This is a genomic window from Rhizobium sp. LC145 (genome assembly GCF_001005825.1).
Classification (GTDB): Bacteria; Pseudomonadota; Alphaproteobacteria; order Rhizobiales; family Rhizobiaceae; genus Neorhizobium.
Genome location: NZ_LBHV01000001.1, coordinates 799,830 through 824,582, shown reverse-complemented (window position 1 = coordinate 824,582; position 24,753 = coordinate 799,830). Strand labels below are relative to the sequence as shown.

The window sequence follows — 24,753 nt, the reverse complement described above, 5'->3', positions numbered from 1 at the left end:
ATGGTTCGATCTGAAGCCCAGGGGCGTCTTCCGGGAATCGCCCCTGTCTCCGTCATCGACATCGGCTCAAACTCCGTCCGTGTCGTTATCTACGAAGGCCTGTCGCGCGCGCCGACCATCCTTTTCAACGAAAAGGTCATGTGCGGTCTCGGAAAGGGGCTGGGGTCCACCGGACGCATGGACGAGGAGGCGGTCGGCCGGGCGCTGGCTTCCTTGCGGCGTTTCAAGGCGCTGTCCAGCCAGGCGCGCGCCACCGACACCTACGTTCTGGCGACTGCCGCCGCCCGCGAAGCCTCCAACGGACCCGAATTCATCCGTGCGGCCGAGGAAATCCTCGGCCAGGAAGTGCAGGTCCTTTCGGGCGAAGAGGAAGCGCGGTTTTCCGCGCTCGGCGTCATCAGCGGCTTTCATGATACGGACGGCATCGCCGGAGACCTCGGCGGCGGCTCGCTCGAACTCATCGACATCAGGGGCGCGCAGTTCGACCGGGGTATCACGCTGCCGCTCGGCGGCCTGAGACTTTCCGAAATTTCCGGCAATTCTCTTTCGCGGGCGCGGGCCTTCGCCAGAAAGCAGGTCGGGACCGCCCGTTTCCTGAAGAACGGAGAGGGCCGCACCTTCTATGCCGTCGGCGGCACCTGGCGAAACATCGCCAAACTCCACATGGAGGTAACCCGGTATCCGCTGCACATGATGCAGGGATACGAACTTCCTCTGGACGAGATGCTGAATTTCCTCGACCAGATCATCAAGTCGAAGGACAGCAAGGACCCCGCCTGGCAGGTCGTCTCGAAAAGCCGCCGCGCGCTGCTTCCCTTCGGGGCCGTCGCCATGCAGGAAGTGCTCGGTGCCATGAGGCCCGCGCGGGTGAGCTTTTCCGCGCAGGGCGTGCGCGAGGGCTATCTCTATTCGCTGCTGCCCGATGACGAGCGCGATTCCGATCCGCTTCTCGTCGCCGCCGATCAGCTCGCCATCCTGCGCGCCCGTTCTCCCGAACATGCCCGCGAGCTTGCCGAGTGGACCGGCCGCATGGTGCCGGTCTTCGGCATCGAGGAGACGGAAGAGGAGAGCCGCTATCGCCAGGCTGCCTGCCTGCTGGCTGATATCAGCTGGCGCGCGCATCCGGATTATCGCGGACTGCAGGCGCTGAACCTGATCGCCCATTCCTCTTTCGTCGGCATCACCCATGCCGGCCGCGCCTATCTGGCGCTCGCCAACTATTACCGTTTCGAAGGCCTGAACGACGACGGCGCCACCGGGCCGCTCGCGACGATCGCCACGCCGCGCCTGCTCGATCTCGCCAAGCTCCTCGGCGGCCTCCTGCGCGTCGTCTATCTCTTCTCGGCATCCATGCCGGGCATCGTGCACGACCTGAGCTTCCGGCCATCCTCCGATCCGAACCTGGATCTCGAATTCGTCGTGCCGGCGAAGTACCGGGATTTTGCCGGAGAAAGACTAGACGGCAGGCTCCAGCAGCTGGCGAAACTCACCGGCAAGCGCCTGGCGTTCAGGTTCGAATAGGGTCAGTTCACCGGTTTTTCAAATCGATGTGAGAGCTCTTGCACGGATCTTTTCAAGAGCCTGTGAATGGCGAATATCAGATGCAAGTCCTTGAAAAAATTGGCCTCAGGTAGAGCGCATTGCGGCGCTTTCGATTGTTCGCAATTGCGAAATAGAGAGGTCGCAAAAACGGTCATTGCAAATCCTGCATCGAGATCCGACCTGCGGTGCATGTCGAGCAGCTCCCAACTGGCTCGACACATAAAAGCATCAAAAGGATACGATCATGAAAAAGACACTTGCAGCCGCTCTTTTTGCTGCCCTGGCAAGCTCTTCGGCAGCCTTCGCATTGGAACCCATTCCCGGCAGCATCACCTATGGCGGTGAACCGGCATCCCGTTTGGAAAAGGCTCCCGTCGGCAGCCCGGTTTTCCACCGCTTTACCAGCAATGGCACGGAATACTCCGAGATCTATCGCATCCAGCCTGATCGCAGCCTGAAACTGGTCAATCGGTCGACCCTTAACGACAGCTGATTGACCGCAAACGAAGACGCCCGGCATTGCCGGGCGTCGTGCTTTTTGATCCTGAGCTTACTTCGCGCTCAGGAATTCCCCCACTTCCAGCAGAACGAATTCATTGTCGTCGGCCTTGTTGAGTTCGCGACCCGCCGAGAAGGGCAGGTTGTTGTCGTTGCCGACCACGATATGCGTGGCATCCACCACATCGACGTTCTCGATGGTGACGAACGGCATGTCGTAGAAGCCTTCGCCGCCGCCCTGGCGGGCCTTGCCGTCCGGGTCCTGCACCTTCATCAGGTCGATATAGCCGATCTTGCGCGCCGCCTGGCCCACATTTGCATCCGAAAATTCGATCTTGTAGATGCGCTTGTGCTTGGCCGGCGTTGCAAAGCAGTCCGGCGCCGGCTTCTTCGGATCGGCGCAAGCCTTGTCCGCCGTGCCGGCGCCATTGTCGCGCTCGATCACCAGCGCGGTCGTGTCGTCGATCATGTTGAAATCGCCGATCGCTTCACCTCCCTCCGAGAGAGGATAGAGCCAGGAGCGTCCGGTCCAGGCCTTGGAGGCGACGTCGAGCTCAATGATGCGCAGCGCCGTCTGGCCGTCGGCTTTCTCCACCGAACCGTCCTCGAGATAGAGCGGCCCTTCCAGGAGACCGTAGAGCTTGCTGCCGTCCTTCGACATGGCCAGCCCCTCATAGCCGCCGGAGCGTTTCAGGTTGAAGGCCGGCATCTTGGCGGTCGGATTGGCGGGCGTCGCGATGGTCGGGGTGTCGGGCGAAAGCACCGGCTTGCCGTCCACGGCGGTCGCGATGACGTCGGTCAGCTCGCCATTGGCATTCACTTTCAGGAGGTAGGGGCCGAACTCCTCGCCGAGCCAGAAACCCTCCGCCACCGGCTGGATCGATTCCAGGTCGAAATCCGCGCCGGTCAGATAACGCTTCTCAGCACCCTCCAGCACGATTGGGAAGGGGGCGATCCGGTTCGGGTCGGAAAGGAAGATGGTGTTGGAGCGCTCCACCGTGCCGTTATTCCAGTCGAAACGGATATTGTGCAGCATCAGCGCCGCGTCGCTGGAATTCGTCTTGCCACCGAAGCCGTTGTCCGAAAGGCTCCAGAAACTTCCGTCCGGCATGGTCTTGATTCCGGAGAAGCCCTGCACGGGCTGGCCGTCGAAGGGAAGTCCGAGACCGGTTTCGCGGATACCGTCCTTGCCCATGACGCTGCCGAGCTCCGTGGTGCGCTTGCGGTCGGCGGTCGTGAACTTGCCGGAAACCTTCAGGTGCTCGGGGGCATCGGCAGGGGCGGGGATCAGCGTCTTGGCCGGCAGAATGGCGTGAGAGACGAGCTTGGCCGGGAAGGCCTTTTCTTCGGCCGCGGCAGAGCCGCCGATCAGCGCGGCGAAGGCGACGGAAGCGAGCAGAATTCTGGTCATGAAAAGCCCTCTGGGGTGCGTGTGGAACACACGGAACCCGTTAGTGAGGGTGCATGACGGACAGGTGATGATCGCTTGAAATTTTCGTGACGGCCCTGTGGGTTATGCGCTGCGGCTGAGCAAGACCCAACGCCCGGGCGTCATTCCGAAGGTATTCTTGAAATGCCGGGTGAAGTGGCTCTGGTCGGCAAAGCCCGCCTCGAAGGCCGCATCGGCGAGGCTGCCGCCGGAGGCGAGCCGGGCCTTGGCGCGGTCGAGCCGCCGCATCACCAGATAGCGGTGCGGACTGGTGCCGAGCAGCGCCCGGAACTGCCGGGCAAGCGTATAGCGGTCGAGCCCGCCGATCTCTTCCAGTTCCTCGGACGTGACGGTTCTGTTGCTGTTGGCATGGAGATAATCCCGGCAGCGCAGCACCGCATTGCGGTCGATCCGGCCCGCGCGCGGGCCGGCTGCATCCGCATGGCGCCAAAGGCTTGCCGCGAAGCGGGCGATCAGGTCGTCCAGAAGAAGGTCGTCCGGCTCGGTTTCGAGGTTCTGCAGCGCTTCCGCCAGCGATTGCTTGAACGCTTCGTCGGCGAAGACCGGGTTTGCCACGAAGGGCAGCCTCTGCGCCCCGTCGGCTGCGTCGATCAGGCTCTCGGGCGGCAGGTAGAGCATCCGGTAGCGCAAGCCGTCGTCGGTCCCCGCCGCACCGTCATGCACTTCGTCCGGGTGCAGCACGATCACATTGCCCGGCAGGCTTGTCCGTGAAACCCGCGGTAATGGAAGGTCTGCACGCCGGAAAGCGTCACGCCGAGCGCATAGGTGTCGTGCCGGTGCGGCGAAAACCCGTTGCCGTGGAAGCGCGCCTCCATGCGCTCGATACCGCGCGAGATCGGCGCATGGACGATGCCGTCGCGTGTGCACGAACGTTCAAGACCGCCGGCGCAGATCGCCTCTAGGTCTTCGGCCTTTGCAAAACCTTCAACGGAGTTCGTCTTCATGTTCGACACCAAGATCGCGATCGTGCTTCGCGATGACATTGCTCCCTGGCAGGCGCTGAATGTCACCGCCTTCCTGACGAGCGGCATCGTCGCTCAATATCCAGCCGTGATCGGCGAACCATATCGGGATGCGGCCGGCAATGTCTATAACGCGCTCAGCATCCAGCCTGTCGTCGTCTTGTCGGCCGATCAGGAAACCTTGCGTTCGATCCACAGGCGCTCGCTTGAGCGGGAGGTGACGGTGTCGCTTTATGTCGAGGAGATGTTCTCAACCGGCCACGATGCCGCAAACCGCGCCGTCTTCGCGCAATTCTCGCCCGAGGATGCCAGGGTCGTCGGCATCGCCATGCGGGCGGAGAAGAAGACCGTCGACAAGATCACCAAGGGTGCGAAGATGCACGCTTAAGGAACAGAGCCGACACGAGGCTAGGATCGTGGAGCTTGCTTAAAGCTCCACCGCCTCGACCTTCTTGTTGACGAAGCGCAGCGCCACGCCGCCGTCGATGAGCTTCAGCGCCGTTTCGCCGAAGAGCTCGCGCCGCCAGCCATGCAGCGCCGGAACCGCAGCCTGCTCGCCCTCGGCGGCGATCTTTTCGAGGTCGTCGGTATTGGCGATGATCTTGGCGGCCACGCCCTGCTTGTCGGAGATGAGCTTCAGGAGCACCTTGAGAAGCTCGACCGCCGCAGCCGTGCCTTCCGGCACATGCGTGTGCTTAGGCGGATGCGGCATCTCCGTTTTCGGAAGCGAAAGCGCGGCATTGACCGCGTCTACGATTGCCGCGCCGGAGGCGGAGCGCTCCCAGCCCCTCGGGATGGTCCTGAGGCGCGAAAGTGCCTCGGCATCCTTCGGCTGCTGCTGGGCGATCTCGTAGATCGCGTCGTCCTTCAGCACGCGCGAGCGCGGCACGTTGCGGCCGCGCGCCTCGCGCTCCCGCCAGGCGGCGACATGTTTCAGGATCGCCAGCTCCTGCGGCTTGCGCAGGCGCGATTTCAGCCGAAGCCAGGCGTCGTCGGGATGGAGATCGTAGGTGCCGGCCGATTCGAGGATCGCCATCTCCTCGGTCAGCCATAGCGCGCGGCCCTCCCGTTCGAGCTGCTCCTTCAGCGCCAGATAGACGTCGCGCAGATGCGTCACGTCGGCGAGCGCATATTCGAGCTGCTTTTCGGAAAGCGGGCGGCGGCTCCAGTCGGTAAAGCGCGAGGACTTGTCGATATGCACGTTCTTGATGCGGCTGACGAGCTGGTCGTAGGAGACCGAATCGCCGAAGCCGCAGACCATGGCGGCGACCTGCGTATCGAAGATCGGGTGTGGCACGAGATTGCCGAGATGGTGGACGATTTCGATGTCCTGCCGCGCGGCGTGGAAGACCTTGACCACCTTCGGGTTCGCCATCAGCTCGAAGAAGGGCTGGAGGTCCATACCCTTGGCGAGCGGATCGACCAGCACTTCCAGCGTCGGGCTCGCCATCTGGATGAGGCAGAGTTCCGGCCAGAACGTGGTCTCGCGCAGGAATTCGGTGTCGATGGTGATGAAGTCGGATTGGGCGAGCGCCCGGCAGGCTTCCTCGAGAGCGGCAGTGGTTTCGATCATATCCAAGGTCACGTAGGGTTGATCAGTCTTCCTCCTCCTCAACGCCGCATATGTCAACCGTGGCGGTTCAATCCTTGCGTTCTTTCTCCACCGGAGCGGCAAGTTTGTTGAAATAGGCGGAGGTCCTGAGGAGCGCCCGGAAGCGCGACCTGCGCTCAGTGGGCGGCACCGGGTCGCGCACGCCCATGCGCCGGATGGTGAAGAGGATGAAGGCCGCGAAGATCACCGACGTATAGAGGAAGAAGGCGCGGGGGCCGTAATATTCGAGCAGTATCGAGGCAAGCAGCGGCCCCACGGTCGCGCCGGCGGACCAGAAGAACAGCAGCCCCGCCGAAACCAGCGCATGTTCGCCCATTCGCGCGTGGTCGTTGCCATGCGCCGAACAGAGCGAATAGAGCGGCATCGAAAAGGCGCCGAACAGGAAGACGCCGATGATGTTGGCGGTCTCGTCGGTTCCGGCACCGAAGGAGAGATAGGCTCCGGTCACGACCGAGCCGATCGCCGCCCAGAGGATCACCTTGCGGCGGTCGAGCCGGTCGGAATAGGCGCCGAGCGGATATTGCAGCACCACGCCGCCGATGATGCCTGCACTCATGAAGGTGGCGATCGAGGTGATGCTCATGCCGATCTCTTCGGCATAGATCGGCCCGATATTGCGGAAGGCCGCCATCGAGAGCCCGACGGCGATGACGCCGACGACCGCGAGCGGCGAGATGCGCCAGACGGCGCGCAGGTCGAAGGCGATGGCTTCCGGCGGGGAGGGGCTGGATTTGTCGGCAAGCGAGATCGGCACCAGCGAGAGCGTCATGGCGATGGTGATGATGGCGAAGATGATCGGCCCTTCTATGCCGATGCCGGGTATGAGATATTGCGCCACCGTCACCGAGCCGAGATCGACGAAGCGGTAGATGGAAAGCGTGCGCGCCCGGTTGGCATTGGTCACCTTCGCGTTGATCCAGCTTTCCACGGTCGCGAAGAGGCTTGCGACGGAAATCCCGATCAGGAAGCGCATGGCGAACCAGAAGGTCGGATCGATGACGAGCGACATGGCGAGCGAGCATGAAGCGCCGATCGCCGCCATCGCCGAAAAGGTGCGGATATGTCCGATCTGGCGCAGAAGCCGCGTGACATAGACGCAGCCGAGCGCAAAGCCGACGCTGTAGCCCGCGCCGATCATGCCGATGGTCGATGGGGAGAAGCCCTCATGCGTGCCGCGGAGCGCGATGAACGTGCCCTGGAGCCCGTTTCCTCCGATCAATATGCCGGCCGTGACGAGCAGGGGAATCAGGGGGCGGATATGGCTCATGGGTGCCGGGAAAAGAATCGCTGTCGGAGATGACAAAGCGGTTCTATCGCGTCAGCGATACTTGATACAGCTCATAAACGACCTTGCCCGGTCTTCTCGCGCAAGAGTTTTGGCATCGGGTGCAGAAGCCCTGTGGGGCAGGGCTTCTGCAAGGATACCGCTAACCCTGTTGACCAAGCTTGGGCAGGATGAGATCGCCGACGGAATACGTGTGGAATTCGAATGTCGAGACTTCGTCGAGCTTGCTGAATTTCTCACGGAAGACCGGGTCCGAGAAGAATTCGTCCACATTGCCTGCATCCCGGATGGCTTCGATATTCACCACCGTCTTGCCATCCGTGCTTTTGGCGAGATTGCTCCAGAGAAAGCCTTCCTTCCGTTCCGCTACGTAGTGCACGACGTCCTGAATGATGCGGAAGGCTTCCTCCTGCTTGCCGGGATGGGCGTGGATCACGTTGACGATGAAAGTGGTCGGTTCCGGCGTTGCGGAGAAATGGGCGGTAGAAAGCATGTCCATCAGTTCGGTCCTTTCGGTCGGGAAGCGGTCTTGGCCGCGCCGAAACTGGATACCGGGGTGATAATAGAAGATAAATAATCCGGTATTCATGATAGTCAGGATAAAAATTCCGCAATTGGAGTGACGATGGACAGGTTGGGAACGCTCGGCATCTTCGTCCAGGCGGCGGAAAGCGGCAGTTTCGTCGCCGCTGCCGGGCGGCTGGGAATATCAAGTTCCGCGGTGGGCAAGGCGGTGGCGAGACTGGAGCAGGAGATGGGGGTACGCCTCTTCCACCGCTCCACGCGCAGCATGACGCTGACGGAGGAGGGCAGTTATTTCCTCGATACGTGCCGGCGCATCTTGTCCGAGCTGGATGCGGCACAATCGGAGTTGTCGCGGTTGCGCGCAGTTCCCGGAGGCATATTGCGGGTCAGCCTGCCGCTGGTTGGCATACTCCTGATGCCGACCATCTCGGCGTTCATGCGTGCCTATCCCGAAATCACCATGGATCTCGATTTTACCGATCGCTTGGTGGATGTGATCGAGGAGGGGTTCGATGCGGTCATCCGCACAGGCGAGGTACGGGACACGCGTTTGATGAGTCGCAAGCTCGGCTCGTTCCGCCACCGGGTCGTCGCTTCGCCCGGTTATATCGCGACATGGGGCCGGCCTGAAGTGCCGGCGGATCTTCTGCATCACAAATGTCTGCACCATCGCTATCCGAGTACCGGCAAGCTGGAACCCTGGCCATTCGCCGCTGAAGGTGGCAATGCGCGCCTGGTCTTGCCGGTCGCCGTCACCGCCAGCACGCTTGAGCCGATCATCCATCTTGCCGAGGAAGGTTTTGGCATAGCCTGCCTTCCTCCCTTCGTCATCAAGCCGCAGCTCGAGGACGGGCGCCTCGTCACCTTGCTGGACGATCATATCGTCCAGACGGGAAGCTTCCGCGTGCTCTGGCCGACAAGCCGCTTTCTGTCGCCGAAAATTCGCGCCTTTGTGGATTTCATGGCGGATAATCTCGTTGTAGACGGCTCCGTGCCTGCGCCGGCGGCGGCAGGTTCGGCTGCCAAGCCTTGACAAACGGGGCGGGTCATGCGCTTTTCGCGCCGATTTTCCCCTATGCCGGCCCGGCGGCGCGCGTCGCCCATTGCCGCAAGTGCACCAGTCCAGGATTCTTGAAAATGCATCGTTACCGCAGCCACACCTGTGCCGCCCTCCGGAAGTCCGATGTCGGTTCCACCGTCCGTTTGTCCGGTTGGGTGCATCGCGTGCGAGACCACGGCGGCGTTCTCTTCATCGACCTGCGCGATCACTACGGCATGACCCAGGTGGTGGCGGACCCGGACAGTCCGGCCTTCAAGATCGCCGAAACCGTACGCGGCGAATGGGTGATCCGCATCGACGGCCTCGTCAAGGCTCGCTCCGAGGACACGGTCAACAAGGGCATGGCCACCGGCGAGATTGAGCTCTACGCGCAGGAGATCGAGGTGCTTTCGGCCGCCAAGGAACTGCCGCTGCCGGTCTTCGGCGAGCCGGATTATCCGGAAGACGTGCGCCTGCGCTACCGCTTTCTCGATCTTCGCCGTGAAACGCTGCACAAGAACATCGTCAAGCGCACCCAGATCATCTCGGCCATGCGCCGCGAGATGACGAATATCGGCTTCACCGAATATACGACGCCGATCCTCACCGCCTCTTCGCCGGAAGGCGCACGCGACTTCCTGGTTCCGAGCCGTATCCACCAGGGCAAGTTCTTCGCCCTGCCGCAGGCGCCGCAGCAGTACAAGCAGCTCCTGATGGTCGCCGGCTTCGACCGCTATTTCCAGATCGCCCCCTGCTTCCGCGACGAGGACCCGCGCGCCGACCGCCTGCCGGGCGAGTTCTACCAGCTCGACCTTGAGATGAGCTTCGTCACCCAGGAAGAAGTCTGGGAAACGATGAGCCCGCTGATCACCTCGATCTTCGAGGAATTCGCCGACGGCAAGCCGGTCACCAAGGAATGGCCGCGCATCCCCTATGACGAGGCGATCCGCAAATACGGTTCCGACAAGCCGGACCTGCGCAACCCGATCGTCATGGAAGCGGTGACCAGCCATTTCGCCGGCTCCGGCTTCAAGGTCTTCGCCAACATGATCGCATCCAACCCGAAGGTCGAAGTCTGGGGCATCCCGGCCAAGACCGGCGGCTCCAGAGCCTTCTGCGACCGGATGAACGCCTGGGCGCAGCAGCAGGGCCAGCCCGGCCTCGGCTACATCTTCTGGCGCAAGGAAGGCGACAAGCTCGAAGGCGCCGGTCCGCTTGCCAAGAACATCGGCGAGGAGCGCACCGAGGCGATCCGCGTCCAGCTCGGCCTGGATGACGGCGATGCCTGCTTCTTCGTGGCGGGGGATCCGGACAAGTTCTACAGGTTCGCCGGCGAGGCCCGCACCCGCGTCGGCGAGGAGCTGAACCTCACCGACAAGGATCGCTTCGAGCTTTGCTGGATCGTCGATTTCCCGTTCTTCGAATATAACGAGGAAGAGAAGAAGATCGATTTCGCCCACAACCCCTTCTCCATGCCGCAGGGCGGGCTGGAGGCGTTGGAAACCAAGGAGCCGCTGTCGATCAAGGCGTTCCAGTACGATGCGGTCTGCAACGGCTTCGAGATCGCCTCGGGTTCGATCCGCAACCAGTTGCCGGAACTGATGGTCAAGGCCTTCGAGATGGTGGGCCTGAGCCAGCAGGACGTCGAGGATCGCTTCGGCGGCATGTACCGCGCCTTCCAGTATGGCGCGCCTCCGCATGGCGGCGCTGCCTTCGGCATCGACCGCATCGTCATGCTCCTGACGGGCGCGAAGAACCTGCGCGAGATCACCCTGTTCCCGATGAACCAGCAGGCGCAGGACCTTCTCATGAACGCGCCCTCGGAAGCGACGACCACCCAGCTTCGCGAGCTGGCGTTGCGCGTGGTCCCGCAGAAGAAGGACTGATCGGCTCCGGCCCGGACCTTTCGAACGACACGCTGGTCTTTTGACCCGGGCTTGCCTTTGCAGAAAGGCAAGCCCTTTCGGCTTTCAGGCTACCCCAGCAATGAACCGGGCTATGCCATTCGAAGGATCTCGTCGACCGTGGCCGGGATCGGCCCTCTCGTGTCGATCTCGTGATGGGCGGCCCCCCTCAGGAGAGGCTCGATGGTCGAGATGAGTTCCGCGACTTTCCGCCGCTCCTCGGCGGTGCTGCCGTAACCATCGGCAGATCGCCCCGCGATCCGCTCCATGATGGTTTCCACGGGAGCAGAAAGAAGGATCACGGTGTCGAGCAAGGGATAGACACTCTCCATGTTCTCGGCGCAGCCGCTGATGAACAACGTCCCGTTCCCTGGCGTGCCAAGGAGCTGGCGAACGCGATCCGCCTGCCAGACCCAATCCTTTCCTTCGGCGGGAGAGAGCGCATCCGAAGGAGCGGTATCGACCCATTCGGACCATTCGGGCGTGTCGAGATCGTAGGCTCGATATCCTCGGGCGGCCAATTCCCGGATAACGGAAGATTTTCCGGTGCCGGACATGCCGGTGATCAGCACGCGCTTCATGCGTTTCCTCCCTGCGTGGAACGGCAAGCGACCTTATCGTGTGGTTATCCCAAGTTTCACTCTTAGGGTCATCACGATGAGACTTGCAACCGGGCGCGTGAAATCTCAGGTCCCGCGGCGTCCTTCGGTGCGCCTGATGAAATCCCGCATGAGGGGCGCAGCCTCGGCCGAATGGGTTTCCAGGAGGAGATGCCCGGAATCGAGGATGTGGGCGTCCATTCTCGGCAGGTCCTGCATCCATGACAGGACCTCGGCAAGCTCGAAATATGGATCATGCCGTCCCCAGATCATCACGGAAGGTGGCTGCCAGCGCGCCAGATATTCGGCGAGGTCGTCGAAACGGGCGATATAATTCCCATAGTCCTTGAGCAGCGCGTATTGCGTCTCCATCCGGCCGGGCAGGGACATCACCCGCCAGTCCTCCTCCCACCTTTCGGGGGAAATGCGCGCCGCTATGTCCGGTGGCACATGCGCGATGTACTGGTCGCGCGTGCCCTCGAATGTCAGATGCGCTGTCGCCGCCGCCTCGTTTTCCGGAGTGGGATGAGCCCAGAAGGCCTTTGTTTCGGCCCAGTTCGGCCCGTGCCCGGTCAGGTGGGCGTTTGCGTTCTGGATGATGAGGCCGAGGACCTGTTCCGGCGCCTGCATGGCAATCCGGAAACCGACGGGTGCTCCGTAGTCATGCAGATAGATATGGCGCGGCCCGATCGCCAAATGGTCCATGAGTTCCGAGACGGCGTCGCCGAAGGCAGCAAACGAGACCGCCGGCAGCACGTCGGATTCGCCGAAGCCGGGCAGATCGGGCGCGATGAGGTAGGCGGTCTCCGCCAGTTCGGACATCACGTCCCGAAACATCCGCGCGGAATTCGGTAGTCCGTGCAGGAGCAGCACGGCGGGTCTGGATGCCTCTCCCGCGGTGAGAAAGGATAATTCCGCGCCGTTGGACAGACGAAATCGCTGCCGGGTCACAGTGCCCATGTCCGGTCTCCTCTCCTGACCATCTGATCGCTCAAATTCTCAAGCACGGGTAACGTTCCAGGAAATGCCCGCTCGTGCTGGCGTACATTCTCGCGCCAGAGATCGTACAGGCCCCGAAATTGTCACGGAAGTTTCGTCTTCGGTTGAGCTTTGCTTAAGGCCTTCAGGGGCAGTTGTGGCTTCGATTTTTGAATAAGCGGAGTTGGAACGTGTCCCTTTTTTCCAATCTCAGGATTTCCCATCGCGTCATGATGCTGGCCGTCGTGGCGCTCGCCGGCATCCTCACCATTGCCGCGATCTTTTTCGGGCAGCGCCGGATCGAGGCAGATTATCGCGCCGCGGCCGATCGGTTGACCCAGCGCGAGGTGGATGTCGCCCGCATGAGCGCGGGGCTTCGCGATAGCCTGCTGTGGGAACAGGATTTTCTCCTGAACAAGGATCTGGCTTCGGCGGGCAAGTTCAAGGCTGCTCTTCTAGAGGCGCGCAATGTCCTTGATGCCCTGCAAGTCTCCGCCGATAGCGGGCTTGCCGCCGAACTCGATCGCCTGGCGAGCGGCCTCGATAGCTACGAGGCGGATTTTGAGCTGCTTGTGCGCAGCAACGAGGAATTGGGGCTCGATCAGGACGGCGGGCTGGAAGGCGCCATGCGCGGGGCCGTCCATTCCATCGAGGGCCAGCTTCAGACCGTCAAGGATGCGGAAATCCGCGCCAGCATGCTGATGATGCGCCGCCATGAGAAGGATTTCATCCTGAGGCGCGATCCCTCCTATATGGAGAAACATTCGGGTGAGGCGGAGAGTTTCACGGCTCTGGTCAAGAAGGCTTTCCGCCCCGGTGCGCAGCGCACCCGCGTTCTGGATGCGCTCGACGTCTACCGGAGCGCCTTCCGGTTCTATGCGGAGGCCAGCCTGCGTGAGGCCGAAGCGCGGCTCAAGGTCTCGGCGAACTACCGCGCCATCGAGCCGGTCGTGGCGAACGTCCTCGTAAGCAACGCGGCGGAGAAAGCCGCCACCCTTGCGGAAAACCGGAAGGTCGCGGAGCGCAATCTGACGATCGTCGCCGGTCTGCTGGTCGGCACCGTCGCCATTCTCCTCTCTGGCGTCTGGGTGATCGGCAGGTCGATCACCCGCCCCATCCTGGCGGTGACGGGGGCGATGCGCCGGCTCGCCGGCGGCGAACTCGATATCACCGTACCCGGCCAGGGGCAGCGCAACGAATTCGGGGCCATGGCCAATGCGCTCGAGGTCTTCCGGCAATCGGCGCTTGCCAATCGCCGCCTGGAGGAGGAGGCGGAAGAGGCGCGTGCAAGGGCCGAAAGCGAGCGCCTGCGCATGCAGGCCGCGGCGGAGGCAGACGCCCGGAAAAAGCTCATCCAGGCGACCGGCGGTCTTGCAGCCGGTTTGCGCCGTCTGGCCGAAGGCGACCTGTCCTTCCAGTTGACGGAGCCCTTCGCGCCCGATTTCGAGGCCCTTCGCGCCGACCTCAACCAGACGCTCCGCCAGCTTGCCGGCGTCATGCGCGACATCGTCGGCTCAAGCCAGTCGATCGATGGCGGCAGCCGGGAAATCAGCCAGAGCGTCGGCGATCTGGCGCGCAGGACCGAAAGCCAGGCCGCTTCGCTGGAGGAGGCCGCGGCGGCGCTCGACGAGATCACCGCCAATGTCACGAGCGCGGCGGAACGCGCCAGGGAAGCCCGCGAGGCGGCAAGGCAGGCGGATGAGAGCGCGGTGCGCACCAACAATCTCGTCGGCGAAACGGTCAGCGCCATGCAGCGCATCGAGCAGTCGTCGGAACGGATCTCCAGCATCATCGGCGTGATCGATGGCATCGCCTTCCAGACGAACCTTCTGGCTCTCAATGCCGGCGTCGAGGCTGCGCGGGCAGGGGACGCCGGTCGCGGCTTCGCCGTGGTCGCCCATGAGGTCAGGGAGCTGGCGCAGCGTTCCGCCGCCGCCGCGCGCGAGATCAAGGGCCTCATCCAGGGCTCCGCGGCGGAGGTGAAGGAGGGCGCCCGTTCCGTGCGCGATACCGGCGCAGCACTCGAGGAGATCAGCACCCGTATCCGTTCGATCAACACGCAGATGGAGGCGATCGCGCTTGCCGCGCGCGAGCAGTCGCTCGGCCTCGGAGAGGTCAATACCGCCGTCAACACTATGGAGCAGGGCATCCAGCGGAACGCGGCCATGGTGGAGGAGAACAATGCCGCCAGCGCCATGCTGGCGGATCAGGCGGCCCATCTGCGCGAACTGGTCTCGATGTTCCGGCTGGATGCGGAAGCGCCGGCCCCGGCGGTAGCGGTGGTGGAGCCTTTCCCGCGCGTGGCCAATAGCCGCTTGTGACTGCGCGCCGCTGGCGGTCTCGGGGAACTTTCTCCACGGGCGGAGGTTCGGACGCCAGCAGAAGCGTGAGGAGAAAGAAGATGCGCAAGACATTGCTGGCCGCCGCGGCCTTGATGGCCCTTTCGGGCATCGCCTACGCCCAGACGACGGTCATTACCAAGGACCCGGCCGTCACCGGCTCGACCACGGTAACCCTGCCGGGCGAAGTCCGGACCTATATCATGGAGCACGAGGTTCCCTCGGTCGCCTATGAAGGCGAAGTCGTCGTCGGCTCGACGCTGCCGGAAACCATGGATATCCACCAGGTGGAAGGCTATAACGACTACGCCTATACGGTGGTCAACGAGCGTCGCGTGGTCGTCAATCCTCAGACCCGCACGGTCATCCAGGTTCTGGAGTGATCTGAGCGGAGCGCAGGTCGGACCGCCTGCCTGCGCTCCCATCTGCAAAGGTTGCGCCGCGGCGCCATCCCCATTATAGAACGGCCATTCACAAGGACCTGGGTGAGATTCCCGGGTGGCTCTTCTGGCCGCCGATCCGCCAGACAACGCAAGGCATCGATAATCCCACAGCCGCGACCTTACTCGGCCGATGCGTCCTTTTGCGAAAAATCCAGATATGAACCGTCTTTCCATTTACAAGCGCGAATGGTTTTCCAACATCCGTGCCGATATTCTTTCGGGCATCGTCGTCGCCCTCGCTCTCATTCCTGAAGCAATCGGCTTTTCTGTCATTGCAGGTGTCGATCCGAAAGTCGGCCTGTTTGCGTCCTTCGCGATCGCCTGCGTTTCAGCCTTCACGGGCGGACGGCCGGGCATGATCTCCGCCGCGACGGCGGCAACGGCCGTGCTGATGGTCACGCTGGTCCGCGATCATGGGCTGCAGTATCTTTTCGCTGCCACGCTGCTGATGGGCGTTCTGCAGATATTGGCGGGCTTCGCCAAGCTCGGCCGCGTCATGCGCTTCGTGTCCAGGTCGGTCATGACCGGCTTCGTGAATGCGCTGGCGATCCTCATCTTCATGGCGCAGTTGCCGGAACTCATCGGCGTGCCTGTGGAGACCTATGTCATGATCGCTGCGGGTCTTGCGATCATCTATCTCTTTCCGCGTGTCACGAAAGCTATCCCGTCGCCATTGGTGGCGATCGCGGTTCTCACCGGCGTTTCGGTCTTTCTCGGCATGGATATCCGCACCGTCGGCGATCTCGGCGAATTGCCCTCGGCGCTGCCGGTTTTCGCGCTGCCGACCGTGCCGCTGACCTGGGAGACGCTGGAGATCATCTTCCCCTATTCGCTGGCGCTTGCCGCTGTCGGCCTGCTCGAGTCCTTGCTGACGGCCAAGATCGTCGACGACATGACCGATACGACAAGCAACAAGAGCCAGGAATGCGTGGGGCAGGGTCTCGGCAACATCGCCTCCGGTCTGATCAGCGGCATGGGCGGTTGCGCCATGATCGGCCAGTCGGTCATCAACGTGTCCTCCGGCGGGCGCGGAAGGCTTTCCACCTTCGTGGCCGGGGCGTTCCTGCTCTTTCTCATCCTGGTGCTGGACGATCTCGTCCGCATCATCCCGATGGCCGCGCTCGTTGCGGTGATGATCATGGTCTCGATCGGCACCTTCTCCTGGCGCTCGATCCGCGACCTTCGCCATAATCCGCTGCCGTCCTCCATCGTCATGCTGGCGACGGTCTTTACCGTCGTGGCAACCCACGACCTCGCCAAGGGCGTGCTTGTCGGCGTGCTGCTTTCGGGCGTCTTCTTTGCCGGCAAGGTCGCGCGCCTGTTCCATGTCCGCTCGGAATCCGTCGAGGACGGGACGGCGCGCATCTATCACGTGGATGGGCAGATATTCTTCGCGTCGACCGAAAGTCTCGTGAAATCATTCGATTTCGAGGAGCCGGTGAAGAAGGTCGTGATCGACGTCACCGAGGCCCATCTGTGGGATATTTCGGCCGTCGGCGCCCTCGATGACGTCGTGCTGAAGTTCCGCCGGCGCGGCGTCGAGGTCACCGTCCGGGGCGTCAACGAGGCAAGCGCCCGCATGATCGACCGCTTCGCGCTGCACGACAAGGAGCACGCGGCCTTCGCAAGTTCGGCGAGCCAATAATCAGGGGAGTGACTGGCTTCCAATCTGAATCGTTGTCGTGAAATGCGGCAGCGTTTCGCCCTCGCCCGTGGGGGCGGGCCGGTTGGCCGCGCATTGCGTGCAGGCATTTACATAAATAAACTTTAAGTATATATAAATTAGTGCCGCACCTTAAGGCTGCAGCATCGCATCCAACCGCTCTTGAATGGAGGAGAAATGCAATGCTTGCCAAAGTGTCACTGATTGGACTGCTGATCCTGGCTCCGATGACCGCGAATGCAGCCTGCACCCTCGAACAGGTACAGAACACAGTCGCGAAGACGATCAACAAACCACTTGAGGAAGTCAAAACCTCGTCTTCCTTGGGGGAGCTCGGAGCGGATGACTTGGACAGGATAGAAATCGTGATGGCCGTTGAAAAGGACTGTGATGCGAGTATTCCCGACGACCTGCAGGAGAAATTCGTGACGGTCAAAGACCTGCACGAGGCCGCAAACAAAAAATCGAATTAAAAACATGAAGCCCCGGCAATAGTTTGCCGGGGCTTCATGATTCATTTTCTCCGCGGAGAGGTTATTCGTTCGCCGTCACCGTGACGCCGAGAACCTGGGGCAGCGTGTTCGGCGCACCCATCGCCGCTCCCATGATCATCGGAACGGGAACCGGCTTTTCGGGCCTGGCGCTGATCGTCAGGTTCCCCGGATTGTCGATATAGGTGTTGATCGCCGCGCTCACCATGTTCTGCAGCTCCGGCACATTGAGCTGCGCCAGCATCAGCGGAGCCATGCCTTTCACGATCTGCGCCATCTGCTGGCCGGAAACGCCCTGCTTCTTTCCGGTGAAGTCGAGCGCGCGCCCGGTGATGCCGGCATCCTCGAAGCGGATTTCGGCACTGTTGAAGGTGAGCTGCTGCATCAGCCCCAGCATGGCCAGGTTCGCCGCCTGCTGAGCTTCCTCCTTGTTGGGGTTTGCCTCCATGGCCGCTGTCGTTTCCTGAACGGATTTCAGAAACTGCAAAGTGTAGCCCGAGAGGCTGAATAGGAAGTCGAGCTTGCCGATGTTGTTGAAATCCAGCGCATATCGGGTGAGGTCGATTTTACCCGATGCGAGTTCCCAGCTTCCGGCAAGATCAACCCTGCCATCAAGTGTGGTGAGCCCGAGTTCGGTAATCGCCTCCTGAGCCTTTGGATCCGGATAGGTAGAGAGATCGGCTTTCACGCCGGTCATCGCGCCGCTGAAATTCATCGAGGATTTGTCTTCGGTGGTCGTCGCGGTGAAGTTGGTCTCGTCGACGGAGAAAACACTCTTTCCGTCTACGCTGACGTTCATCGGCCCCACATGGGCTTCCTCGTAGAACAATATGGTGTCGAGTGTATCGCCCGTCGTCTCAGCGGGAATGGAGACGCCGCTCATCGAGATGTCCGCTGCCGTGACCGTGGTCTTGTCCTGGGTGATATTGATGTTCGGGAAGCTGGCCTTCTCGACATGGTAGCCGCCATTGGCTTCCTGCACGCCTTCCAGAGTGATATCGCCAAGTGGCAGGCTTTCGGCGCTGGATGTCGGTTTGAAGGCTGCGCCCGCCAGTGTCACGGTCGAACCCTCGACATCGACGGATTGAGCCGTAACCAGGCCGCCTTGCTGCATCAATGCCGCATTGAGCTTGGTGAGAAGGTCGTTGCCGTCCAGCGCGAAGGCGGGGCCGGAAAGGATGCTTAAGGCCGCGCCGGCGAGCAGAAGCCGAGCCTTGCTGGAATATCTCATGAATTCCTCCTGGCGGGCGCCGCCCGCGTGTGGTTTGGAGGCGACCTTATATAAACAGCCTCGGAAAGGTCCAGTCTTCTGTTCCCGCAAGCGGTGCGATGGGATATGAGGGTGAATATATTGATCGCAAGCCGCTGAACCGGCTTTCATCCACAGTATGATCCCCCGCAATTCTTGCCGGGAATCAGGCTTTCCGATAGTCAAGGCCCATGGGACAAAATCTTACGCCTCCGCCCGGCGGTGAGGGTGGCGACAACATTCTTCCGGTCGATCTCAAGGCAGCGCTCGAGGAGCGTTACCTTTCCTATGCGCTGTCCACCATCACGCAGCGCGCCCTGCCGGATGTGCGCGACGGGCTGAAGCCGGTCCACCGCCGCATCGTCTACGCTATGAGCGAGATGGGCCTTCGTCCGAATGCCGCATTCCGCAAATGCGCCAAGATCGTCGGCGAGGTGATGGGTAACTACCATCCCCATGGCGACCAGTCGATCTACGACGCGCTGGCGCGCCTCGCGCAGGATTTCTCGCTGCGCTATCCGCTCGTCAACGGCCAGGGAAACTTCGGCAATATCGACGGTGATAGCCCCGCCGCCATGCGTTACACCGAATCCAAGATGACCGATGTCGCCGAGCTTCTGCTCGAGGGCATCGACCAGGATGCGGTGGATTTCCGCGATACCTACGACGAATCCAATTCCGAGCCGGTCGTTCTGCCGGGCGCCTTTCCGAACCTCTTGGCGAACGGCTCGTCGGGTATTGCGGTGGGCATGGCGACCTCCATCCCGCCGCACAACGCCCATGAGCTGTGCGATGCGGCGCTGCACCTCATCAAACATCCGGATGCGACGGTGGAAAAGCTGGTCGAATTCGTGCCCGGCCCGGACCTGCCGACCGGCGGCATCATCATCGACGGCCGGGAATCCATCATCGAATCCTATAAGACCGGCCGCGGCGGGTTCCGTGTTCGCGCCAGGTGGGAAACGGAGGATCTCGGCCGCGGCGGCTATCAGATCGTCGTTACCGAAATCCCCTTCCAGGTTCAGAAGTCGCGGCTGATCGAGAAGATCGCCGAGCTTCTGATCGCCCGCAGGCTGCCGCTGCTGGAAGACGTCCGCGACGAGTCCGCCGAGGACGTCCGCATCGTGCTGGTGCCGAAGAGCCGTACGGTCGATGCGACGCTGCTGATGGAATCGCTCTTCAAGCTCACCGAGCTCGAAAACCGCATTCCCCTCAACATGAACGTGCTCTCGCTGGGGCGCGTGCCGAGGGTGATGGGCCTGGGCGAAGTGCTGACCGAATGGCTGGCGCATCGCAAGGAAGTGCTGGTCCGCCGTTCGCGCCATCGTCTTGCAGCGATCGACCGGCGCCTGGAAATCCTCGGCGGCCTGCTCGTCGCCTACCTCAACATCGACGAGGTGATCCGCATCATCCGCGAGGAGGACGAGCCGAAGCCGGTAATGATGGAGCGCTGGTCGCTCACCGACATGCAGGTCGAAGCGATCCTCAACATGCGGCTGCGCGCCTTGCGCAAGCTGGAAGAGTTCGAGATCCGCACCGAGCATGACAATCTCACCAAGGAAAAGGCTGACATCGAGGCGTTGCTCGCTTCCGACGACAAGCAGTGGCGGGTGATCGAGGTCGAGATACAGGACGTCAAGAAGAAATACGCCAAGGCGACCGAACTCGGCCGTCGCCGCACCCAGTTCGCCGAAGCGCCGGATGCCGATATCGAGGCCATCCAGCAGGCGATGATCGAGAAGGAGCCGATCACCGTCGTCATCTCGGAGAAGGGCTGGATTCGCGCGCTGAAGGGGCACATCTCCGATACGGCCGCGCTCACCTTCAAGGAAGGCGATGTGCTGAAGCTGGCTTTCCCGGCGCAGACGACCGACAAGCTGCTGCTCGTCACCACCGGCGGCAAGGTCTACACGCTCGGCGGCGACAAGCTGCCCGGCGGTCGCGGCCATGGCGAACCCGTCCGTATCATGGTCGACATGGAGAACGATCAGGATATCCTGACCGCCTTCGTGCATGACCCGTCCCGCAAGGTCGTGATAGCCTCCACCGCCGGCTATGGCTTCATCGTGGCCGAGAGCGAGATGATCGCCAACACCCGCAAGGGCAAGCAGGTCATGAATGTCGGGATGCCCGACGAGACGAAGCTCGTCGTCCCGGTGACGGGCGACCATGTCGCCGTCGTCGGCGAGAACCGCAAGATGCTGGTCTTCCCGCTTTCGCAGCTTCCGGAGATGACGCGCGGCAAGGGCGTGCGCCTGCAGCGATACAAGGACGGCGGCATTTCCGACGTCAAGTGCTTCGCGATGGCCGATGGCCTTTCCTGGGAGGACAGCGCCGGCCGCTCCTTCACGCGCAACAAGGAAGAACTGCTGGAGTGGATGGGCGACCGGGCCGCTGCCGGCCGCGTCGTGCCGAAGGGCTTTCCGCGCAGCGGCAAGTTCGCGGGGTGATCAGCTCTTTGCGAGTTCGCTGAGCGCCTTGTGGTATTTCCTCATCGCCATTTTGGCGGCGAAGATCTGACGCTGGAACTCCTTATCGGAGATTTTCTGGGCATCGAATATTTCGATGCCAGTATCATCCACGCGGAGTTCGAGCGTTCGGCCTTCTTTCCACCCGAGGCGGTCGAGGACATCTCGCGGCAGGATGACGCCGCATTCTTCGCCGATCTGTTGAGTAGTGACTTTCGGGTCCATCACAACCACCCATGGTAGAGGCGCGTACTCTGCCATGGAGGGAGGCCGGGGAATACTATGAAGTTTGACAGGTTGCCGTTCTCATCCTCTCCACCCGCCGCATCTGCCAGGCCGAATAGCCGATAAGCGCGAGGATGAGGATCGCGCCGCCGAGAAGCGTTCGCGCGGCGGGCACTTCGGAGAAGATCATCCACACCCAGATCGGCGCGAGAATGGTTTCGAGCAGGTAGAACATGCCGACTTCGGGGCCGGAGAGATAGCGCGGGCCGGTCGCCAGGCACCAGAAGGCGAGCGGGATCATCACCGCGCCGTCGAAGGCGACCCAGAACGGCGCCTCCACGGAAAAGCTGTTTGCCGTCACGAAGAAGAGGCTGACGAGCGCGGGAAGGGCGGTCGCCACCAGCGGCACGAAGCCCATCTCTATGCGGGTCGCGCGCCCTATGGTGATGGCGCCTGCAAGCAGCAGCGATGTCAGCGCCGCCAGCGCGTCGCCGAGGAAATGCCCGCCCGCCATGCCGCCGGAGACGATCAGCCCGACGCCGGTCAGCATCAGCAGCATGGTGACGAGCGTGGAAATCGAGGGTGTCTCTCGCAGGAAAAGCCAGCCGAGCAGCGCGGCGAACATCGGCGTGAAGGCGACGATGAACACCACATTGGCGGTTGCCGTATGGAAGACCGCGCCGAGGAAGGTCATGGTCGACAGACCGTAGCAGAGGCCGGCGAGCAGTCCCGCCTTGCCTGGCATCAGCGGCGGCCGCGCCGAGCTGAAGCGGCGGATGACGAACCACAGCAGCAGGCTTGCGGCGAAGGTGACGGTGCTGCGGAGCGCGATCGTGGACCAGAGTTCGCCGTGGCCGAGCCGCACCAGCGGCACGTCGAAGGAGAGCGCGAGCCCGCCGATCGTGGTGAGCACGAGGCCCTTCTTGTGGTCGTTCATGGGCTGTCAGTCTTCCCTGGCGGCGTCGAAAAGCTCCCAGCCGCGGGGCGTCAGGTGCTCCTGCGGCTGAAAGCGGGTCTTGTAGCCCATTTTCGCCGATCCCTTCACCCAATATCCGAGATAGACATGCGGCAGGCCGAGCGTCTTGGTGCGGCTGATGTGGTCGAGGATCATGAAAGTGCCGAGCGATCGGCTCTCCACCTCGGGATTGAAAAAGGAATAGACCATCGAAAGCCCGTCGCTCATCATGTCGGTGAGCGCGACGGCGAGCAGTTCCCCGCGCGGCTGCTCGCTGATGCCCGAGCCCGGCTGGCGAAGGCGGTATTCGATCACCCGTGTGTTGACGTGCGTGTCCTCCACCATGATCGCATAGTCGAGCGCCGACATGTCCGACATCCCGCCCCGTTGGTGCCGCTCGTCCAGATAGCTCCGGAAGAGCGAGAACTGCTCGGTGGAGGGCTGGGCGGGATAGACGGTGGAGACGACATCGCGATTGTCGGCAAGCACCCGCCGCATCGAGCGGGTGGGGCGGAACTCATTGGCGAGGATGCGTACGGAAACGCAGGCGCGGCAGCCCTCGCAGGCCGGGCGATAGGCGATGTTCTGGGAACGCCGGAAGCCGCCCTGGGTCAAAAGGTCGTTCATCTCGGCTGCGCGCGGACCGACGAGATGGGTGAAAACCTTGCGCTCCATTTCGCCGGGGAGGTAGGGACACGCTGCCGGAGCCGTCAGATAGAACTGCGGTGAAGGCGTCGTCTGGGTGTTCATCGCGTCGCGACCGGTCCCGTCTATGTCATATACTGTTCATACCATGGCGCAGATTGGAAAAAGGTCAACCATGCCCTTTAGGGGAACGGCCCCCTCGCACGAATATTTCCGGGCCGCGTCTCGGCGAGACCCGGAGGCCGGGTCAGTTCGTGCGCACCATCACGGTGCCGAGCAGCAGGTCGTGCACGAGCCGCGAGCGCTCGAGGAACAGGCCTGCGAGCAGGATCAGCGGCGTCAGCACCGAATTGAGTATCCAGAAGAGCACCATGTGCACCACGGCGGTGAGGAAATCCATGGGGCGCCCGTCGGCGCGCATCAGCGCAATGCCCATGACGCGCATGCCGGGGGTGGCCTGGCTCGGTCCGCCGAGCGTCAGGCCGAAATAGAGCAGCGCCACGACCACGTAGAGCACCGGATAGAGGAACCAGCCGAGCCCGAGCGTGATGATGCCGAGGAAGAAGACCACCACGGCGGCGGGAATCCATAAGAGTCCCACGATCAGATAGTCGATGATGAAGGCGAAGACCCGGCGGGAAAGAACGCCGCTATAGGCGCGCCAGTCCTCCGGTGCGGTATAGGCGGGGTTCGGGTCGAGGCTCATCGTCGCATATCTCCGTTTATCGATCGGAATATGGGAAGAAGTGCCCTCATCCGCAAGATATAGCCGGAAGGCTCAGCCGCCCTTCGCCAGTTTCCTGGCCACGTCCACGGCGAAATAGGTGAGGATGCCGTCGCAGCCGGCGCGCTTGAAGCAGAGCAGCGTCTCCATCATGATCCGCTCGCCGTCGATCCAGCCGTTCATCGCGGCCGCCTTGATCTGCGTGTATTCGCCCGAAACCTGATAGGCGAAGACCGGCAGGCCGAAGGCCTCCTTGATGCGCCAGCAGATATCGAGATAGGCGATGCCGGGCTTGACCATCAGCATGTCGGCGCCTTCCTCCACGTCGAGGGCGGCGTCGCGCAGCGCCTCCGTGCCGTTGGCGGGCGAAATGTAATAGCTGTTCTTGTCGCCCTTCAGGAGGCCGCTTGTGTTGATCGCCTCGCGATAGGGCCCGTAGAAGCCCGAGGAGAATTTCGTCGCATAGGACATGATGCCGACATTCTGGTGACCGCTCGCGTCGAGCCCGCGGCGGATCGCCCCGATGCGCCCGTCCATCATTTCCGAAGGCGCGATGATGTCGGCGCCTGCATCGGCCTGCATGACGGCCGCCCTGACGACCTGATCCACCGTCTCGTCGTTGACGATCTCGCCGTCGCGCAGGATGCCGTCATGGCCGTGGCTGGTGAAGGGGTCGAGCGCCACGTCGGTGATGACGCCGATATTGGGCACGGCCTTCTTGATCGCCGCCGTCGCCTTGTTAATGAGGTTGTCGGCCACCAGGCTGTTGGAGCCCGTCTCGTCCCGCAGTTCCATCTCGATGTCCGGAAAGGTGGCGATCGCCGGAATGCCGAGGTCGGCGGCTTCCTTCACGGCCTCCACCGCCTTGTCGATGCTCATGCGGCTGACGCCCGGCATGGCCGCGATCGGGTCGACGATGCCGGTGCCGGGCACGATGAAGATCGGCCAGATGAGGTCGTCCACGGTCAGCCGGTTCTCCTGCACCATCCGCCGCGTCCAGTCGGCCTTGCGGTTGCGCCGCATGCGGCGATGGCCGGTGATCTCGTCGACCAGGTGCGTCTTGTCCATGGAACTGCCTCATCATTTGAATGCGTCGTTCCCGCTCCATATCACGCAGCCTGCCGGTTTGCGAATGCGCGCCATCGCCGCAAGCCGGC

22 protein-coding genes, 1 pseudogene and 1 other annotated feature are annotated in these 24,753 nt (G+C 62.4%); of the genes and pseudogenes, 10 read left to right on the top strand and 13 right to left on the bottom strand.

What is annotated here, in order from left to right:
* Both ppx and YH62_RS04190 read left to right on the top strand, forming a co-directional pair.
* On the top strand, positions 1-1,521 hold the full coding sequence (ppx, locus tag YH62_RS04195) for an exopolyphosphatase (RefSeq protein ID WP_046792841.1): 1,521 nt from the start codon (positions 1-3) through the stop codon (positions 1,519-1,521).
* A 265-nt stretch (positions 1,522-1,786) separates the two neighbouring features.
* On the top strand, positions 1,787-2,035 hold the full coding sequence (locus tag YH62_RS04190) for a hypothetical protein (protein WP_046792840.1): 249 nt from the start codon (positions 1,787-1,789) through the stop codon (positions 2,033-2,035).
* Between the two features lie 57 nt (positions 2,036-2,092).
* Here YH62_RS04190 and YH62_RS04185 read toward each other — a convergent pair whose 3' ends face one another.
* Both YH62_RS04185 and YH62_RS04180 read right to left on the bottom strand, forming a co-directional pair.
* Positions 2,093-3,451: an esterase-like activity of phytase family protein gene (locus YH62_RS04185; protein ID WP_046792839.1), complete on the bottom strand. Its 1,359-nt coding sequence runs from the start codon at positions 3,449-3,451 to the stop codon at positions 2,093-2,095.
* A 102-nt stretch (positions 3,452-3,553) separates the two neighbouring features.
* Positions 3,554-4,305 (bottom strand): annotated as a pseudogene (locus YH62_RS04180) (AraC family transcriptional regulator).
* A 127-nt stretch (positions 4,306-4,432) separates the two neighbouring features.
* Between YH62_RS04180 and YH62_RS04175 the strand changes: the two are divergent.
* Complete coding sequence (locus YH62_RS04175) at positions 4,433-4,840, top strand: DUF2000 family protein (RefSeq protein WP_046792838.1); 408 nt, start codon at positions 4,433-4,435, stop codon at positions 4,838-4,840.
* Between the two features lie 39 nt (positions 4,841-4,879).
* On the opposite strand, the gene rnd is transcribed toward YH62_RS04175, so the two are convergent.
* The 3 genes from rnd to YH62_RS04160 form a co-directional block, all read right to left on the bottom strand.
* Complete coding sequence (gene rnd, locus YH62_RS04170; protein WP_046792837.1) at positions 4,880-6,025, bottom strand: ribonuclease D; 1,146 nt, start codon at positions 6,023-6,025, stop codon at positions 4,880-4,882.
* A gap of 67 nt (positions 6,026-6,092) precedes the next feature.
* On the bottom strand, positions 6,093-7,331 hold the full coding sequence (locus YH62_RS04165) for an MFS transporter (protein ID WP_046792836.1): 1,239 nt from the start codon (positions 7,329-7,331) through the stop codon (positions 6,093-6,095).
* Positions 7,332-7,491: 160 nt separating this feature from the next.
* The gene (locus YH62_RS04160; RefSeq protein ID WP_046793043.1) at positions 7,492-7,848 is read right to left on the bottom strand and encodes an antibiotic biosynthesis monooxygenase; all 357 of its coding nucleotides are present in this window, start codon (positions 7,846-7,848) and stop codon (positions 7,492-7,494) included.
* Between the two features lie 126 nt (positions 7,849-7,974).
* Here YH62_RS04160 and YH62_RS04155 point away from each other — a divergent pair, with 126 nt between their 5' ends.
* Both YH62_RS04155 and aspS read left to right on the top strand, forming a co-directional pair.
* On the top strand, positions 7,975-8,907 hold the full coding sequence (locus YH62_RS04155; RefSeq protein WP_046792835.1) for a LysR family transcriptional regulator: 933 nt from the start codon (positions 7,975-7,977) through the stop codon (positions 8,905-8,907).
* Positions 8,908-9,011: 104 nt separating this feature from the next.
* Positions 9,012-10,799, top strand: coding sequence for an aspartate--tRNA ligase (aspS, locus tag YH62_RS04150; RefSeq protein WP_046793042.1), 1,788 nt, complete (start codon positions 9,012-9,014; stop codon positions 10,797-10,799).
* Positions 10,800-10,909: 110 nt separating this feature from the next.
* Here the strand turns inward: aspS and YH62_RS04145 are convergent, their stop codons facing one another.
* Together YH62_RS04145 and YH62_RS04140 are read right to left on the bottom strand one after the other, a co-directional pair.
* Positions 10,910-11,398: an AAA family ATPase gene (locus tag YH62_RS04145; protein ID WP_046792834.1), complete on the bottom strand. Its 489-nt coding sequence runs from the start codon at positions 11,396-11,398 to the stop codon at positions 10,910-10,912.
* A 105-nt stretch (positions 11,399-11,503) separates the two neighbouring features.
* Positions 11,504-12,376, bottom strand: a complete 873-nt coding sequence (locus YH62_RS04140; RefSeq protein WP_046792833.1) for an alpha/beta hydrolase — start codon at positions 12,374-12,376, stop codon at positions 11,504-11,506.
* Positions 12,377-12,585: 209 nt separating this feature from the next.
* Here YH62_RS04140 and YH62_RS04135 point away from each other — a divergent pair, with 209 nt between their 5' ends.
* The 4 genes from YH62_RS04135 to YH62_RS04120 all read left to right on the top strand — a co-directional run bounded on the left by YH62_RS04135 (position 12,586) and on the right by YH62_RS04120 (position 17,312).
* Positions 12,586-14,715 (top strand): HAMP domain-containing methyl-accepting chemotaxis protein, encoded by a 2,130-nt coding sequence (locus YH62_RS04135; protein ID WP_245282036.1) that lies wholly within the window; start codon positions 12,586-12,588, stop codon positions 14,713-14,715.
* Positions 14,716-14,795: 80 nt separating this feature from the next.
* Complete coding sequence (locus tag YH62_RS04130) at positions 14,796-15,116, top strand: DUF1236 domain-containing protein (RefSeq protein ID WP_046792832.1); 321 nt, start codon at positions 14,796-14,798, stop codon at positions 15,114-15,116.
* Positions 15,117-15,207: 91 nt separating this feature from the next.
* Positions 15,208-15,265 (top strand) — a sequence feature (sul1 is cis-regulatory element that is thought to sense ions involved in sulfur or methionine metabolism; They are found in Alphaproteobacteria).
* A gap of 68 nt (positions 15,266-15,333) precedes the next feature.
* Positions 15,334-16,821: a SulP family inorganic anion transporter gene (locus YH62_RS04125; protein ID WP_046792831.1), complete on the top strand. Its 1,488-nt coding sequence runs from the start codon at positions 15,334-15,336 to the stop codon at positions 16,819-16,821.
* Between the two features lie 200 nt (positions 16,822-17,021).
* Complete coding sequence (locus YH62_RS04120; protein ID WP_052760337.1) at positions 17,022-17,312, top strand: phosphopantetheine-binding protein; 291 nt, start codon at positions 17,022-17,024, stop codon at positions 17,310-17,312.
* Positions 17,313-17,373: 61 nt separating this feature from the next.
* On the opposite strand, the gene YH62_RS04115 is transcribed toward YH62_RS04120, so the two are convergent.
* Entirely contained in the window at positions 17,374-18,561 is a 1,188-nt protein-coding gene (locus YH62_RS04115; RefSeq protein WP_046792830.1) for a hypothetical protein, read from the bottom strand.
* A 209-nt stretch (positions 18,562-18,770) separates the two neighbouring features.
* Between YH62_RS04115 and parC the strand changes: the two genes are divergently transcribed.
* A complete protein-coding gene (gene parC / locus YH62_RS04110) occupies positions 18,771-21,029 on the top strand; it encodes a DNA topoisomerase IV subunit A (RefSeq protein ID WP_046792829.1) in 2,259 nt (752 codons plus the stop codon).
* Here parC and YH62_RS04105 read toward each other — a convergent pair whose 3' ends face one another.
* The 5 genes from YH62_RS04105 to hemB form a co-directional block, all read right to left on the bottom strand.
* The gene (locus YH62_RS04105; RefSeq protein WP_245282035.1) at positions 21,030-21,308 is read right to left on the bottom strand and encodes an AbrB/MazE/SpoVT family DNA-binding domain-containing protein; all 279 of its coding nucleotides are present in this window, start codon (positions 21,306-21,308) and stop codon (positions 21,030-21,032) included.
* Between the two features lie 19 nt (positions 21,309-21,327).
* Positions 21,328-22,209, bottom strand: a complete 882-nt coding sequence (locus YH62_RS04100) for a DMT family transporter (protein ID WP_046792827.1) — start codon at positions 22,207-22,209, stop codon at positions 21,328-21,330.
* Positions 22,210-22,215: 6 nt separating this feature from the next.
* Entirely contained in the window at positions 22,216-22,977 is a 762-nt protein-coding gene (locus tag YH62_RS04095) for an arginyltransferase (protein WP_046792826.1), read from the bottom strand.
* Positions 22,978-23,119: 142 nt separating this feature from the next.
* Positions 23,120-23,578, bottom strand: coding sequence for an RDD family protein (locus tag YH62_RS04090; RefSeq protein WP_046792825.1), 459 nt, complete (start codon positions 23,576-23,578; stop codon positions 23,120-23,122).
* 72 nt (positions 23,579-23,650) lie between these two features.
* Positions 23,651-24,664 (bottom strand): porphobilinogen synthase, encoded by a 1,014-nt coding sequence (gene hemB, locus YH62_RS04085; RefSeq protein ID WP_046792824.1) that lies wholly within the window; start codon positions 24,662-24,664, stop codon positions 23,651-23,653.
* Positions 24,665-24,753 lie beyond the last annotated feature (89 nt).

What these genes read in the sequence shown, in the direction of transcription:
- YH62_RS04155 (WP_046792835.1), top strand. Translation starts at nt 7,975, where the DNA reads ATGGACAGGTTGGGAACGCTCGGCATCTTCGTCCAGGCGGCGGAAAGC.
- rnd (WP_046792837.1), bottom strand. Translation starts at nt 6,025, where the DNA reads ATGATCGAAACCACTGCCGCTCTCGAGGAAGCCTGCCGGGCGCTCGCC.
- YH62_RS04115 (WP_046792830.1), bottom strand. Translation starts at nt 18,561, where the DNA reads ATGAGATATTCCAGCAAGGCTCGGCTTCTGCTCGCCGGCGCGGCCTTA.
- ppx (WP_046792841.1), top strand. Translation starts at nt 1, where the DNA reads ATGGTTCGATCTGAAGCCCAGGGGCGTCTTCCGGGAATCGCCCCTGTC.
- YH62_RS04100 (WP_046792827.1), bottom strand. Translation starts at nt 22,209, where the DNA reads ATGAACGACCACAAGAAGGGCCTCGTGCTCACCACGATCGGCGGGCTC.
- YH62_RS04125 (WP_046792831.1), top strand. Translation starts at nt 15,334, where the DNA reads ATGAACCGTCTTTCCATTTACAAGCGCGAATGGTTTTCCAACATCCGT.
- YH62_RS04145 (WP_046792834.1), bottom strand. Translation starts at nt 11,398, where the DNA reads ATGAAGCGCGTGCTGATCACCGGCATGTCCGGCACCGGAAAATCTTCC.
- YH62_RS04190 (WP_046792840.1), top strand. Translation starts at nt 1,787, where the DNA reads ATGAAAAAGACACTTGCAGCCGCTCTTTTTGCTGCCCTGGCAAGCTCT.
- YH62_RS04120 (WP_052760337.1), top strand. Translation starts at nt 17,022, where the DNA reads ATGCTTGCCAAAGTGTCACTGATTGGACTGCTGATCCTGGCTCCGATG.
- YH62_RS04185 (WP_046792839.1), bottom strand. Translation starts at nt 3,451, where the DNA reads ATGACCAGAATTCTGCTCGCTTCCGTCGCCTTCGCCGCGCTGATCGGC.
- YH62_RS04160 (WP_046793043.1), bottom strand. Translation starts at nt 7,848, where the DNA reads ATGGACATGCTTTCTACCGCCCATTTCTCCGCAACGCCGGAACCGACC.
- YH62_RS04095 (WP_046792826.1), bottom strand. Translation starts at nt 22,977, where the DNA reads ATGAACACCCAGACGACGCCTTCACCGCAGTTCTATCTGACGGCTCCG.
- hemB (WP_046792824.1), bottom strand. Translation starts at nt 24,664, where the DNA reads ATGGACAAGACGCACCTGGTCGACGAGATCACCGGCCATCGCCGCATG.
- YH62_RS04090 (WP_046792825.1), bottom strand. Translation starts at nt 23,578, where the DNA reads ATGAGCCTCGACCCGAACCCCGCCTATACCGCACCGGAGGACTGGCGC.
- YH62_RS04140 (WP_046792833.1), bottom strand. Translation starts at nt 12,376, where the DNA reads ATGGGCACTGTGACCCGGCAGCGATTTCGTCTGTCCAACGGCGCGGAA.
- YH62_RS04165 (WP_046792836.1), bottom strand. Translation starts at nt 7,331, where the DNA reads ATGAGCCATATCCGCCCCCTGATTCCCCTGCTCGTCACGGCCGGCATA.
- parC (WP_046792829.1), top strand. Translation starts at nt 18,771, where the DNA reads ATGGGACAAAATCTTACGCCTCCGCCCGGCGGTGAGGGTGGCGACAAC.
- YH62_RS04175 (WP_046792838.1), top strand. Translation starts at nt 4,433, where the DNA reads ATGTTCGACACCAAGATCGCGATCGTGCTTCGCGATGACATTGCTCCC.
- YH62_RS04105 (WP_245282035.1), bottom strand. Translation starts at nt 21,308, where the DNA reads ATGGCAGAGTACGCGCCTCTACCATGGGTGGTTGTGATGGACCCGAAA.
- YH62_RS04130 (WP_046792832.1), top strand. Translation starts at nt 14,796, where the DNA reads ATGCGCAAGACATTGCTGGCCGCCGCGGCCTTGATGGCCCTTTCGGGC.
- aspS (WP_046793042.1), top strand. Translation starts at nt 9,012, where the DNA reads ATGCATCGTTACCGCAGCCACACCTGTGCCGCCCTCCGGAAGTCCGAT.